General features: G+C 32.3%; 10 protein-coding genes. 3 read left to right on the top strand and 7 right to left on the bottom strand.

The genetic code is table 11. The annotated features are described in order from the left end of the window. Positions 1 to 2: 2 nt before the first annotated feature. A complete protein-coding gene (locus tag Q0997_RS10975; RefSeq protein WP_299888762.1) occupies positions 3 to 3,065 on the bottom strand; it encodes a TonB-dependent receptor in 3,063 nt (1,020 codons plus the stop codon). A 212-nt stretch (positions 3,066 to 3,277) separates the two neighbouring features. Here Q0997_RS10975 and Q0997_RS10970 point away from each other — a divergent pair, with 212 nt between their 5' ends. The 3 genes from Q0997_RS10970 to Q0997_RS10960 all read left to right on the top strand — a co-directional run bounded on the left by Q0997_RS10970 (position 3,278) and on the right by Q0997_RS10960 (position 7,268). Continuing rightward, on the top strand, positions 3,278 to 4,150 hold the full coding sequence (locus Q0997_RS10970; protein ID WP_367180215.1) for an AraC family transcriptional regulator: 873 nt from the start codon (positions 3,278 to 3,280) through the stop codon (positions 4,148 to 4,150). Positions 4,151 to 4,488: 338 nt separating this feature from the next. Next, positions 4,489 to 6,741 carry a beta-glucosidase BglX gene (gene bglX / locus Q0997_RS10965; RefSeq protein ID WP_299888863.1) on the top strand — a complete coding sequence of 751 codons (2,253 nt, stop codon included), beginning with the start codon at positions 4,489 to 4,491 and terminating at the stop codon, positions 6,739 to 6,741. A gap of 161 nt (positions 6,742 to 6,902) precedes the next feature. Then, entirely contained in the window at positions 6,903 to 7,268 is a 366-nt protein-coding gene (locus Q0997_RS10960) for a hypothetical protein (RefSeq protein WP_299888759.1), read from the top strand. A 57-nt stretch (positions 7,269 to 7,325) separates the two neighbouring features. Here Q0997_RS10960 and Q0997_RS10955 read toward each other — a convergent pair whose 3' ends face one another. From Q0997_RS10955 to Q0997_RS10930, 6 genes are all read right to left on the bottom strand, one after another. Then, on the bottom strand, positions 7,326 to 8,954 hold the full coding sequence (locus Q0997_RS10955) for an MFS transporter (RefSeq protein WP_299888756.1): 1,629 nt from the start codon (positions 8,952 to 8,954) through the stop codon (positions 7,326 to 7,328). Between the two features lie 135 nt (positions 8,955 to 9,089). Beyond that, positions 9,090 to 10,433 carry a gluconate:H+ symporter gene (locus tag Q0997_RS10950; protein ID WP_299888753.1) on the bottom strand — a complete coding sequence of 448 codons (1,344 nt, stop codon included), beginning with the start codon at positions 10,431 to 10,433 and terminating at the stop codon, positions 9,090 to 9,092. Between the two features lie 3 nt (positions 10,434 to 10,436). Next, complete coding sequence (gndA, locus tag Q0997_RS10945) at positions 10,437 to 11,837, bottom strand: NADP-dependent phosphogluconate dehydrogenase (protein ID WP_299888750.1); 1,401 nt, start codon at positions 11,835 to 11,837, stop codon at positions 10,437 to 10,439. Next, complete coding sequence (locus tag Q0997_RS10940) at positions 11,834 to 12,316, bottom strand: gluconokinase (RefSeq protein ID WP_299888747.1); 483 nt, start codon at positions 12,314 to 12,316, stop codon at positions 11,834 to 11,836. The genes gndA and Q0997_RS10940 overlap by 4 nt, the downstream gene beginning before the upstream one ends. Before the next feature lies 1 nt (position 12,317). Further along, complete coding sequence (locus Q0997_RS10935; RefSeq protein ID WP_299888744.1) at positions 12,318 to 14,564, bottom strand: glycoside hydrolase family 3 N-terminal domain-containing protein; 2,247 nt, start codon at positions 14,562 to 14,564, stop codon at positions 12,318 to 12,320. A gap of 8 nt (positions 14,565 to 14,572) precedes the next feature. Further along, positions 14,573 to 15,604, bottom strand: coding sequence for an SMP-30/gluconolactonase/LRE family protein (locus Q0997_RS10930; RefSeq protein ID WP_299888741.1), 1,032 nt, complete (start codon positions 15,602 to 15,604; stop codon positions 14,573 to 14,575). Positions 15,605 to 15,622 lie beyond the last annotated feature (18 nt).

The following is a 15,622-nucleotide window of genomic DNA, read 5'->3' as shown; positions in this document are numbered from 1 at the left end:
GGTTAAAAATCTACAGATAGTCCAAATACTGCTTTAGCTGGAATTGGATAGTATCCACGATCTAATCCTATACTGTTTGGAGAGAAATTTCCAATTTCAGGGTCTAATCCTTTATATTTTGTAAACGTAAAGTAGTCATCTAAAGATACATACAATCTTAAGTTTTTCAAAAATATACTCTTCAAAAAGTTCTGCGGTAGACTATATCCTAATTGAATTTGTTTAATCCTCATATAAGAACCATCTTCTACAACTAAATCAGTTTCATAAAGCTTATTTAAATCACCTGCAACACTTTCTGCCGATGGGAATGTAGCGTTATCACCTGGTTGTGTCCATCTATCTTCAAAAAAATGTAACGGTTTATTTGTTCTTTGTCTAGTTGGTTGATGGTAAGTAGCCATTATATCATTTCCTGAAGTCCCTTGAAAAAGCAGGCTAAAATCAAAGTTCTTGTATCCCATAGTAATGTTTCCTCCGTACAATAAATCTGGATGTGGTGAACCGATCTTTGTTTTATCTTCATTATTTATTTGACCATCTCCATTTTGATCTACTCTTATTAACTCTCCAGTTGCAGAATCTACACCAGCAGTTTGATATCCATAGAAATACCATACTGGTTCTCCTAGTTCAAATCTTGTAACTCCATCTTGATTTTGAGGTGCATTCGCTCCTTGAATAAATCCATCTTGAATTGATGAGCCATCTGCTCGTGTAATTTCGGTAACTTCATTATCTAACGTAGATAAATTTAAGTTTATACCGTAACTAAAACCAGAATCAGTTCTATCATTCCATCCTAATTCAACCTCTAAACCTTTATTTCTTATTGAACCTCCATTAAACTCTGGAATTACACCTCCAGCTGATGGTGGAGTAATTAACAATCCATTATTAATTGCTAAATCTTTAGTATCTTTTATATAATATCCTAAATTAAAATCTAGACGATTATCAAAAGATCTTGTTTCTATTCCAAAATCCAATTGCTCTGAGGTTTCCCACACTAAGTTTTTATTAGGAATAGCTCCAAATAAAATACCTAAGTCACCTTCATACTCTAATGGCAATCCTTGATAACCAGGTGAAACTCCCTGTAAGTCAACAACATCTGCATTACCTGCTAAATTAGCTTTACTTCCATTTTGTCCCCAACTCCCTCTAACTTTTAAGAAATTAATTTTCGAATCGTCACTCCAAAAATCTTCTTTAGAAACTATCCAACCAACAGAAGCTGCTCCAAAAAATGCTCCTCTATTATTTTCTGGAAACTTATCAGATTGATCATAACGACCAGATCCTTCAAACAAATATTTACCAGCATAATTATAAGATAAACGACCAAACCCAGAGGTTAAATTGTCTCTAAATAAGCTTCCGCCAATTGGATTGAAAGAGGTATAGTTACTAAAATATGGATCTGTAAAAACAGCAGTATTTGGTAATGAAGCCGATAAACTATAAAAAGGGACTTTTGTTTCTTCTGCTGAATATCCTAATAATACTCCAAAATTATGCTCATTAAATGATTTTTCATAGTTAGCAAAGTTTTCCCATAACCATTTTGTACTTCTAGTAATATTTTCGGAAATCCCATACTGCGTGTTTTGAGCTTCTGATGTCACGTAGTATAAAACATTAGTTTCATTTTTATTAAAGAAATTACCTCTTTCTAATCCAAATCTAGATGTAAATGTCAAACCTTCCATTAATCTTACTTTTGCATAAGCAGACATAAGTAATTTACCATCATTATTTTTGCTATTAGCTATTCTGTTAGCATAAGCTACAGGATTTAATACTTCACCATCTGAGTATGTAGGATAACCATAAACCTGTCCATTATTATTTGTTAACAATGGAACATTAAAGTCATTAGCATTATCTAAAACTGTTTGAGGTACATCTGAACTATTTGCATAAGTTACTGGCGTTAAAGGATCGATAATTAATGCATTTTGAATAACACCTCTTGTATCGCTATTTTGCGGAATACCTCTACCAACTATATTAGTATATGCTGCATTTACTCCAACCTCTAACCAATCTTTAGCTTGTGTTTTTAAATTAGATCTAAAAGAATAACGTTTAAATGAAGAGTTATCTCTTCCTACAATTCCATCTTGATCTAATAGAGATGTAGAAAATAAGAATGTTGTTTTCTCACTCCCTCCAGAAATTGATAAATCATGCCTTTGAAAGAAAGCATTATCAAAAGTCTCATCTATCCAGTTAGTATTGACTCCATTATTAACAATATCTGTCTGTCCAGCTTCCTGCATATACTGCACAAACTGATCAGCATTCATCAATTCCATTTTAGTTTTTACAGATTGAGTACCTACTTGAGTATTATAACTAATTTTGGTCTCTCCTCTTTTACCTTGCTTTGTAGTGATTAAAATAATACCGTTAGCACCTTCGGTTCCATAAATTGCTGTAGATGCAGCATCTTTAAGCACTTCAATGTTTGCTATATCACTAGGCGCTATATTTTCAATACCACCAACTTTCATACCATCTACAATAAATAAAGGCCCAGTATTTCCATTTGAACCTGTACCACGAATTCTTATTTGAGCAGTAGCTCCTGGTGATCCAGAAGAAGACGTAATAGTAACACCAGAAACACGTCCTTGCAAAATTTGTTCAACCCTTTGGTTTGATTGCGTTTGAATATCTTTTGACTTAACACTTGAAATAGCTCCTGTCACTAAAGCTTTTTTCTTAGTACCATAACCTACAACTACCACTTCTTCTAATTGAGAAGCATCTTCTTCTAATAGTATATTAACAGAAGATTGACCAGCTACACTAATCTCCTGAGTCAAGTACCCAAGATAAGTTACCACTAGGATAGCATTAGAATCTACTTCATTTAAAATGTAGTTTCCATCAAAATCTGTTGTGGTACCATTTGTTGTCCCTTTTACGACAACATTTGCGCCTGGCAAAGGACCATTAACATCGGAAACTGCTCCTGAAATACTTTGCGCATACGCACTTATACTTAACACAAACACTCCTAGAAATAGTAAATTTCTAAATAAATAGTTTTTCATAGTTTATGAATTAGTTAGTTATATATTAAATTTTAATTTATAATTATTAATTTTACAATATTAATAGACAAAATAGTATTAACAATTAATAAGATTAAATAATCTATTTCGTCCACTACAAATCTAACCTTGATATATTCAGATAGCTAATATGATTTTATCAATTATTAATATATTTTTAACATTATTACTTTAAAAACCTCAAAATAAACATGCTAGAAAACATCCATAGAGAAATAACACAATTAACTCCTGAAGACAGTTTCCTTGTCTACGACAGAGTTAAAGACGATTTTGATTTCCCAATTCACTTTCACCCAGAATACGAATTAAACTTTATAAAAAACGGCAAAGGCGTTAGAAGAATTATAGGTGACCACATTGAAGAGATAGATGATTTAGAACTTGTCTTAGTAGGCCCAAATCTACCTCATGTATGGGAACTTCACAACTGTACAAACAAAAAAATACACGAAATAACCATACACATAAACAACGACTTATTAGATGAAAAACTATTAGCCAGAAAAATATTCAAACCCATTAAAGACATGTTTTTAAGATCTGCTCACGGGGTATTGTTTTCAAAAAAAACAATAAGCGAAATGACACCCAGACTGAAGAACCTATCCAAAATAGCAGGCATAGACTACTATTTAGAATTTGTCTCAATACTTTACGACCTATCTAATTCTAGAAATCAAAAAATGCTTTCCACTTCTTTTTCACAAAAGAAAGATTTTGAAAATAGCTCTAAAATAAAAATCGTCTATGACTATATTCAAGAAAATTTTCATAACAAAATCTCTCTTAATGAAATATCTGAACTGGTAAACATGAGCCCTGTATCTTTTAATAGGTTTATTAAAAATCGTACCGGAAAAACCTTTGTAACCTATGTAAACAATACCCGTATTAGTCACGCCACCAGATTACTTTTAGAAGAAGATTTAAGCATTGGAGAAGTCAGTTTTAAATGCGGTTTTAACAACATAGCAAACTTCAACAGAATATTCAAAAAAATTAATAATTGCACACCATCAGAATTCAAAAGTGAATTTATTGGCATAAAACGCGTATTATAAACTCATCAAATTATTAACACTAAAGACCTATACTATTTAATTACTTTTTAAATAAAAATAACACTATCAAACAACTCTATAGATTTAAAAAAATATCGTATTAATTAAAAATAATACCACTAATTGATTATTTAAGCTTAATTTAATGACATTCTTTAATGTAATTTTACACTGTTTTATATAATAATATGTCATTTATTTGCACATTAAAATATAAATCATTGACTACAAGAATATTAACTGTAGACACTAAACTTATAATGAAAATTAATTATAAACAAAATAGTACATATCACCTTACAAAGGTGTTTATTTTAGCGTTAACAATTTCGGCTTTTATGGGATGTAAAGAAAACAACCAATCAACTGTTTTAGATTCTAATTCAGAAAATGTCATTAAACAAAAAGTAGATTCTCTATTAAACCTAATGACTATAGAGGAAAAAGTTGGTCAAATGAATCAATATAATGGTTTCTGGGACGTTACTGGCCCTACTCCAACTGAAGGAAATGCAGAAAAAAAGTATGAGCATTTAAAAAATGGATGGGTAGGTTCGATGCTTAATGTTAAAGGTGTTAAAGAAGTAAGAGCTGTTCAAAAAATAGCCGTAGAAGAATCTCGTTTAGGCATACCCTTAATTATAGGTTTTGATGTTATTCATGGATACAAAACATTAAGCCCAATACCATTAGCGGAAAGCGCCAGTTGGGACACTGAAGCAATAAAAAAATCAGCTCGCATTGCAGCCAGTGAAGCTTCTGCCGCAGGAATAAATTGGACTTTCGCTCCGATGGTAGACATTTCTCAAGATGCTAAATGGGGACGCGTTATGGAAGGCGGAGGAGAAGACCCTTATTTAGGAAGTAAAATAGCTCAAGCCAGAATTAAAGGTTTTCAAGGAGACGATTTATCTCTCCCAAACACAATAGCCGCATGTGCTAAACATTTTGCAGCTTATGGTTTTAGTGAATCTGGGAAAGATTATAATACTGTAGACATAAGTGGAGCAACATTACACAATTTAGTTTTACCTCCTTTTAAGGCAGCTGCAGATGCTGATGTAAAAACGTTTATGAACGCCTTTAACGACCTTAACGGCATACCTGCTACTGCAAACAAATATCTTCAACGTGATATTTTAAAAGGAACATGGAATTGGAAAGGATTTATAGTTTCGGATTGGGCTTCTATAGGAGAAATAAAAACCTGGGGAAGAGCAAAAGACAACAAAGACGCAGCTCGCATTGCTGTTGAAGCAGGATCTGATATGGATATGGAATCTTATGCTTATATAGAAGAACTAGCAAATCTTGTAAGAGAAGGCACCGTTAAAGAATCTATTTTAGATGACGCCGTGAGAAGGATTTTACGCGTAAAATTTGAATTAGGTTTATTTGAAGACCCATATAGATACTGCGACGAAGCAAGAGAAAAAGAAATCATTGGTAACAAAAAAAATCATGATGCTGTTCTTGACATGGCAAAAAAGTCTATTGTTTTACTAAAAAATGAAAACAATTTACTACCATTAAAAAAAGAAGGGCAAAATATAGTGCTTATAGGAGCATTAGCATCAGACAAAAATAGCCCATTAGGCAGCTGGAGACTTGCCTCAGATAACAACACTGCTGTTTCTGTTTTAGAAGGTATGCAAAATTATAAAGGCAACTCTTTAGTCTACAAAAAAGGTGCAGATCTTACAATTGGAAAAACCAGTTTCACCAAAGAATTAAATATAAACACAACAGACAAAAGCGAATTTAATAGCGCTATTAGTGCCGCAAAAAAAGCCGACGTTGTTGTTATGGTTCTGGGAGAGCATGGATTTCAAAGTGGAGAAGGAAGAAGCAGGACTAACCTACAATTACCAGGAGTACAACAAGAATTATTAGAAGAAGTATATAAAGTAAATAAAAACATAGTTTTAGTTTTAAACAATGGTAGACCTTTAGCCATAACATGGGCAGACAAACATATTCCTGCAATAGTAGAAGGATGGCAATTAGGAACACAGAGCGGTAATGCTATAGCTCAAGTCTTATATGGAGATTACAACCCTAGCGGAAAACTACCAATGACATTCCCTAGAAACGTTGGACAAACTCCAATTTATTATAACCACAAAAGCACAGGTAGACCAGAACCAATGCAAGACCCAAACATGGTTTTTTGGACGCACTACTCTGATGTAGACAACTCACCACTGTATGCTTTTGGACATGGCTTAAGTTATACCTCTTTCAAGTATAGTAATTTAAAATTAAGTAAATCTACCGCTTCAATTAAAGACGATATTACAGTATCTGTAGATATTACCAACACAGGAAAAATAGACGGAAAAGAGGTTGTTCAATTATACATTAGAGACCTAGTAGCTAGTCTAGCCAGACCTATAAAAGAATTAAAAGGTTTTAACTTAACTGAATTAAAAGCAGGCCAAACAAAAACTATTGAATTCACCTTAAACAAAAGCTCTCTTGGTTTTTATGATAATAAAGGAGAATACATGATTGAACCAGGGGAATTTAAAATATTTATTGGAGGTAGCTCAAATACTGTATTAGAAACAAATTTTGAATTAATCCCTTAATTACATATTATTAATAGCTAAAAAACAGGATTCAATTCGTATTGAATCCTGTTTTTATTTAAATTAATTTAAATAAAAACACAGAATAGATTTCTAATAAGTAAGGAAAAATATAAATTTGCATAATTAGAAATAGCTAATCACACTTATAATTTTATCTTTTGGAAAACAAAAAAGCAATTAAATTAATCGACAATATTCTAAAAAACCTTGAAACAACAGGTATTAACACAGATGCATTAATTGAGGATATTAAAAAACTAAGAACTTACGTTATAGAAGAAGAAATCCCTCTTGCAGTAAAGGTTCTTCGTTACACTTACGAACATATTGAAGAAAATAATTCATTTCTTATACCAATACCAGAGGACAATCCAATAGATGAAGATTCTGAATTAGACAATACCACAACAGATACTGATCCTGTTGAAAGTCTTAAATATTTAATTTCTCTTATCAAAAACCTTGACAACGAACTAAACATATTAGACTTAAAAGACTACAAAGAAGCTCTTTTAGCCTATTAAATCTTTACAAATAGCATTATTGAATTATATAGATGAAATTGAATAATGCTATTTTTTTTACATATTGTTTTTTCCTTTAGCTTCATTTTTTAAGCCCTTTCTTCTAGTATTTAACTCTAAGGTTATCACATCCATTTTCTTTTGATTTAAAGGATACAATAACATTAAGCTAGCAGCTAGCATTACCACAATAGCAGGAACCCAACTCATTAGCATAACTACACCAGGAATAGCACCTGATATAGACGCAGCATCTTGGCCATTATAGTTAAATGCAGCTAATACAAAACCTATAATAGCACCAGCTATACCTCCACCAAATTTAGTAGCAAAAGAACCTGCAGAATATATAAGCCCAGTAGCTCTTCTAGAGTTTTTATACTCAGAATAATCAGCTGCATCACCTAACATAGTAAAAAATAATGTTGGAAAAATTGCAGAAGCAAATTCCGATATAAGGCCTAATGTAAAAATAGCACTAATATTATCAGGACCACAAAAAACCAATGACGCATTAACCAAACCCGAAAAAATCAATGCATAAATAAATAGATTTTTCTTACCAATTTTTTTACCTAATGAAGCTGTAATCATTGCTCCTCCAATGGATGCTAACATGAGTCCTATTAAATAAGTTGCTGTTAACAATTGATCATTTAGATAATGTGTGAAATATATAACCACAATACCCTGCTTAATGGAATTATATACATTAAATAATAATCCAACTACTAATAACACCAACCATGGCCTATTAACTATTAAATCTTTAAAATCTTTAGCAAAGTTATTTTTTTGATTTGCTGGAGGCATCACCCTTTCCTTAGTTGAATAAAAAGTAAATAACATAAAAACTATTAAAAAAACAGACAACACATAAATTGATTTACTATAACCTGTTTTCTGATTAATAATAGAGATATTATTGATTTCTAGATTAGCTTCACCTTCAACAACAAAAGTATATTTTTCGCCAGATTTCATTGCAAAACTTTTACCACGTGTTCCTTCCTTTTCACTTGAAGAACCATTTTCCCATGCAAAAGTTGCAATCCCTGCTTCAGTTTTTATGTTAGCATTAGGCACATTATCTAAAGCAGACACCTCAACTCTAAACTTTTCTTCACTTAATCTATCAACTTGAATATCACTATTTACATTTCCAAAATAAGCCACTAAAAACAACAACAAACCTTGTACAATCATACCTCCCGCAAAAGCTCCAACCATCCTAAAAGACCCTAAGCTAGTACGCTCTTTATCATCACCAGTCATTACAGCCATTAACGCTCCATATGGTATATTATTAGCAGTATAAATAAGCGTAAACAAAATATAAGTAACATAAGCATACACAATTTTCCCTGTAGCACTTAAATCTGGAGCAGTAAACAATAAAGACAAAACAACACCTAAAGGAATTGCTGTCCATAAAATCCAAGGGCGAAATTTTCCATATTTAGAATTAGTACGATCTCCAATAACTCCCATCAATATATCACTAATACCATCACTAAACCTTGCTACCAAAAACAAGACCCCAACTATTGCTGGACTTAAACCAAAAACATCTGTATAATAAATAAATAAAAATGTGGACACACCTCTCCACGCTATATTCGCCGCACCATCTCCAAATGCATAACCAATTTTCTCTTTTAATGAAAGTTTAGCCAATTTCGACATAATTATTCTTGTCTTTTTAAATTAATAATAAATTATTATACCTCTATTACACACAAAGGTTTTCCTACCTAATTTGTTCACTTTAAAATCATATTCAATTAAAAACAAATAATTAATAAGAGTGAAAAATACTATCTATACAAAAATAGAGATCACATTCACAGTCACAAAGCCTACTAATGCTAACAATGTTGTCATTACAGTCCAGCTTTTAAATGTTTGCTTTTCAGTTAAACCTAAATATTTACTCACCAACCAAAACCCACTATCATTAACATGCGATAATATTGAAGCTCCAGATGCTATTACTATAACCAAAAGTGCTTTATCTACCTCTGACACATTTACAGATAAAAGTGGCGCACAAATTCCTGCAGCTGTAATCATTGCTACCGTAGCTGAACCTTGTAACACTCGAACCAATACTGCAACTACAAAAGCAAAAACAAAAACACTTACTCCTACATCTGTAAAATAATTAGCCATCATCTCTCCTACTCCAGTATTAACTAACATTTGCTTAAAGACACCTCCGGCTCCTGTTAATAAAATTATAATACCTGCTGGTTCCATAGATTTTGTTGTGATATTCAGTAATGACTGACCACTAACTCCTCGTCTAATTCCTAAAAGATACATTGCTATTAAATTCGCTATAATTAAAGCAGAAAAAGGATGCCCTATCATTTGCAACCATTTTTTAATATCTTCTGACACCAAACTTTCACTAAATAAACTACTATTTAATACTGTATTCAAGACAATTAACACTATAGGTATTCCTATAATACCTATTATTAAACCTACTGAAGGATATGAAGACACCTCACTACTTTCTTTCAACAAATCTGGCGCTTTAACATGAATTTTGTTACCTATATATTTTGCAAAAAGAGGTCCGCTAATTATAGCAGCAGGCACTCCAGCTATAAATCCAAATAAAATGACCCATCCAAGATCTGCCTTTAAAATATCTGCAACAGCTACTGGACCAGGTGTTGGAGGAATAAATGAATGTGTAATTGCTAAGCCTGCTAATAATGGGATACCATACAACAGCAAAGACTTTTTTGTTTTTCGCTGTAAAGAATATATCAATGGCACCAGTATAATAAAAGCTACATCAAAAAAAACAGGAATAGCAATAAAGAAACCGGTTAACATTAAAGCCCAAGAAGCATTTTTCTCCCCAAACTTACTCAATAAATACCTAGCCAAAGCTTCTGCTCCTCCTGAATACTCTAAAATAGCACCAAACATAGCACCTAAACCAACTACAACAGCAACAAAACCAAGCGTATTACCCATACCATCTTGCATTGTTTTAATTATATCCACTGGATTCATTCCCGAGATAATACCAACCAAAATACTAGCTATAAGCAACGCAATAAAAGCTTGTATTTTAAACTTAAGAATTAACACCAGAAGAACGATAATCCCTAATATTACAGCAAAAATAAGATTAGAATCTAACATAAATCACTTCCAATTAGTATGAAAAAACACATCCAATGGTGCATCTATACGGTTATAAGTATGCGCTCCAAAATAATCACGCTGCGCTTGTATTAAATTAGCTGAAGATTGATTTGTTGTTATACCAATCCAATAATTATATGCTGCACAAAAATTTGGAGCAGCTATTCTATTAGACACAACATATTTTATTACTTCAGAAACAGCATCTTCATTAACGTTTAAGTCTTTAATAATTGACCTATTATCAAACAAAGAAGTTGTTGTATTAAAATTTCGAACCAACTCATTCATTAAACTAGACTTTATAATACATCCATTAGTCCAAACCCTAGCAATTTCACTAAGATTAAGCTCCCATTGATACTTCAAAGAAGCCTGTTCTATTAATTGAAACCCTTGATTATGATTAATTATTCTTGCAAAGTAATAAGCCTTCTCCAAAACCGCTAAACTTATCTCTACACGTCTATACTGCCTCCTTTTCACTTGTTTAGACAGAAGCTTTCTTAGCGACTTATATGACGATATATAGCGAGCAAAAACTGCAGCATTCATCATTGTATTAGGCACTCCTATATCTAATGCAGCTTTACTAGACCAAGAACCAGTTCCTTTACTACCAGCCTTATCCAGTATTAAATCAACTAAATAACTATCTTTTTCTTTTTTACGTAAGATGTTAGTTGTGATCTCTAATAAATAACTCGAACTCTCTCCTTTATTCCAAAATTCGAAAACTTTAGCAATATCCTCATTAGACATAAAAACTGACAATATCTGATACATTTCGGCAATCAGTTGCATTTCGGCATATTCAATACCATTATGCACCATTTTCACGAAATGCCCCGAACCATCTGGCCCAATATATGAACAACAGGGCTTACCATTCTTATCTTTTGCTGCTATAGACTCTAAAACAACAGCAACATTTTCATAAGAACTTCTACTTCCTCCAGGCATTATTGAAGGCCCTTTTTTAGCTCCTTCTTGCCCTCCAGAAATACCAGCTCCAATAAAATTTATATTATAAGCTTTTAAAAAGTCACTTCTTTTTTTTGTATCCAGGTAATGAGAATTACCACCATCAATTACAATGTCATTAGCAGACAATAACGGCAACAACACTTTTATTAAATCATCTAATGCTGTACCTGCTTTAATCATTATCAGTATTTTCCTAGGTGTTTGTATAGAATCTATAAACTTTGACATACTAACAAAGCCCTTGATATTTTGCATATCATTATTCTCTTCCAAAAAATCAGAAACTACAGCTTCTTCCCCTTTAACGCTTCTATTATATACAGATAGTGTATGCCCTTTACCAGCAATATTAAGAGCTAAACTCTTACCCATAACTCCTAATCCAATAACCCCGAAAAAAGATCTATTTTTCATTTTTTAATTTTTGATATTATAATTTGAATAATATCTAAAGGCTTATTCTCAATATTTACATACAAACCATAATTAGGCTCTTCTAAAGCATTAAATTGAGATTCTAATAAATTTGACTTCATAAAGTGCCCTGCTCTTTTTTTTATTCTCGATTCAATAGTATTAAATGCGCCTTGCAAATACACCCAATGTATATTACTTACATTAGAAGCCAAAATTCGTCTGTAACTTTCTTTAAGCGCTGAACACGCTAAAACCACTCCATTATCGTCTTCCCAAGAACTCAGCTTTTGAGAGAGACTAGTTAACCATGGTTTTCTATCTACATCATTTAAAGCTTTACCTCTTTGCATTTTATCTATATTAGATTGCGGATGAAAATCATCTGCATCATAATAATCAAAACCTAATTCTAGAGCGAGCTGCATACCTATTGTAGTTTTTCCGCAACCACTAACTCCCATTACAATAATTATCATTTTATTTTAAAACAAAACCTTTCACTAAACCTGAGACCGAATTTTGCCCAACATAAACATTAAACTCCCCTTTTTCAATTACTGGCTTAAGACTATTATTAACAAATTCTAAATCTTTACGGTTAATTATAAATTTAACTATTCTCGTTTCTCCGCTATTCAACCTCACTCTTTTAAAGCGCCTTAATTGCCTCACTGGTCTTGTCAAACTACCAACTTTATCCTGTAAGTATAACTGCACCACTTCTTCACCAGCGCTTTCACCTGTATTAGTTAGAGAAACAAAAACCTCTAATTCCTCAGATTCTGTTATTTCTGTCTTTGACAGTCTTAAATGTTCTAGTTTAAATGTTGTATATCCTAAACCGTAACCAAATGGAAAATGCGGTGTAAAACCTGCATCTAAATAATGAGTTGTATTACCCAAAGAACTTTGCCAAGCGCCTACAGGTATATCATCTATTTGCACAAAACTCTCAGCATCTGATGGTCTACCTGTATTTTTATGATTATAGAATAATGGTAATTGACCAGCAGTTTTTGGCCAAGTCACTGGTAATCTTCCTAATGGTTCTTTTTTTCCAAAAAGAATATCATAAATTGCAGGACCAGCCATTGTTCCTGGGTGCCAAGCCATTAAAACAGCATCTACATCATCAATAATATTAGTTATAGTAATTGGTCTACCTGCCATTATTACCAAAATTATAGGCTTACCTGTTTTTGCTAATATCTTAATTAACTCTTCTTGTTTTCCTGGTAAATTTATATTCGCTCTACTATGCGCTTCTCCAGAAAGAATAGCCTCTTCTCCAGCAATAAAAACAATTACATCTGAAACTTTAGCTGCTTCTATTGCTGCCTCAAAACCGCCAGTTGATTTATCTCTACTATAAGACAATCCTTTAGAAAACTTAAAAGACACTCGCTTATCTTTAAATGTTTTTAAAGGTGTTACTGAATGCTCTTTTTCCCCATCAAAAGTCCATGTTCCTAATTGCTCTCTTGGCGCATTAGCTAACGGTCCAATAAGTGCTATTTTAGCAGACATTTTAAGCGGTAAAACACTTTCATTTTTTAATAAAACTGTACTTTTAATTGCTGCCGTTTTTGCCTTAGTTAAATGTTCTTCAGAATATAAATCCCCAGTATGAGTTTTAGAACGATATGGTTTTTCAAACAAACCTAACTTGAATTTTACTCGTAATATATTGCGAACCAAAAAGTCTATTTGATCTTCTTTTACTTTACCTTCTTTAATTAATTCTTTCACATAAAACTCATAAGACTTACTGGTCATCTCCATATCCAAGCCTGCATTCACTGCTAAATCAGCGGCCTGTTTTTCATCTTTTGCATAACCATGATTAATCATTTCTGTAACAGAATTCCAATCACTAACAACAAATCCATCAAAATTCATCTCATCTCTAAGAACATCTGTTAACAACCATTTATTACCAGACGCTGGCACTCCATTTACTTCATTAAAAGAAGTCATTATTGTCTGTACACCTGAACTCAATGCTGCTTCAAAAGGTTTTAAATACACATTTCTTAATAAAGGCTCGTGAATAATAGCTGTATTATAATCCCTACCTCCTATTGCTGCTCCATATCCTATAAAATGCTTAGCACAAGCTGCCATACTTGTAGGGTTTGTTAAATTATCTGTTTGAAACCCTTCTACATACCCTTTTGCAAGTACAGAAGCTAAATAAGGATCTTCTCCAGGAGACTCAGCTATACGTCCCCAACGACTATCTCTAGCTATGTCTAACATTGGAGCAAATGTCCAACGTATTCCATAAGAAGATCCTTCTATTGCTGATATTCTTGCAGAAGTTTTGGCTGTTTCCTTATCCCATGATGCCGCAATACCTATAGGTATAGGAAATATTGTTTTAAAGCCATGTATAATATCTCTTGAAAAAATTAATGGTACTCCTAATGGACTTTCCTCTATAGCTATTTTTTGTAATTCATCTACATAATCTACCTTCATAACATTTAAAAAAGCTCCCACTTTACCATCTCTAACGTCTTGTTTTAACTCCTCAGGAAGTACTTTTGTTCGACTAGATGTTCCTCTTAATGATAATTGTCCTATTTTTTGCTCTAAAGTCATTTTAGTAATGATTTTAGTAATTCTATCTTCTATATCTTGCTCTTGTTGAGCACTTGTAGCATTATAACTAAATAACAACACTCCCAAAATCAGCAAATAGTTTATCTTATAGATTTTCATCTCATCGTTTATTTTAAATTATTTTGATTTCCAAAAAAGGAGCTTTTAACGCCTTTAACCCCAGGATTAACACTAAATACAGAACCAGATAAAGGATATTGTTTCTTTTCTTCCTCTGTCATATCTACACTAGCAGTAGTTACATATAAAGTTTCTAAATTATCTCCTCCAAAAGCACATGAAGTTACATTATGAGCTGGTATTTCTATTTTAGATATCAACTGTCCAGTAATAGGGTTAAATCTAGCCACAGCATTACCATTCCATAGACCTACCCATAACATATCATCTTCATCTATAGTCATTCCATCTGGATATCCTAATGAAACAGGAACTTTTATAACAATACGCTCGTTTTTAATAGTATTTGTTTTTACATCAAAATCAAAAGCTCTAATATTTCCTGTTGGAGTATCTATATAATACATAATTTCCCCACTAGATGTCCATACAATACCATTCGAAATGGTAATATTACCTAGCATTTTTAAAACCTCTCCTTCTTCATTTATTTTATACAAACTAGCATTAGGTTTTGTTTGTTCTAAATGCATAGAACCTACCCAAAGGTTTCCAGATGGGTCGCATTTTCCATCATTAAACCTATTTTCTATCATATTAGCTTCTACGTTAGCTAACAAACTAAAATCTCCTAGGTCTGTATTTATTTTATAAATACCATCTTCTAAAGCTATAACTGCTTCCGTTTCGTTATACGGCACAACAGTTCCTACTCGTGATGGGGTAGAAAAAGATTTATTTTTTTTTGTTTTAGGGTTATAAATATGAATTTTTTTATCTTCGATATCTATCCAATACAATTCTTTCGTTTTATGATTCCAAAATGCACCTTCACCAAGTGATGATTTAATTTCATATTCAAGAATTGGAGTTTTATTTTCAACAATTACAACTTTATCATCTTGTAATTGTTTCTCGGTTTTACAACTTAGCATTATAGTTTGGGGCATAAACAACAATAACAACAGAACATTAAAAACCCTATATTTAAAGGGCGTAAAACGTTTTTTTAAATTCATAGAGATCATTTTTAACAA

The organism is uncultured Lacinutrix sp. (assembly GCF_947500325.1).
GTDB lineage: Bacteria > Bacteroidota > Bacteroidia > Flavobacteriales > Flavobacteriaceae > Lacinutrix.
This window is presented reverse-complemented; position numbering and strand designations above follow the sequence as displayed.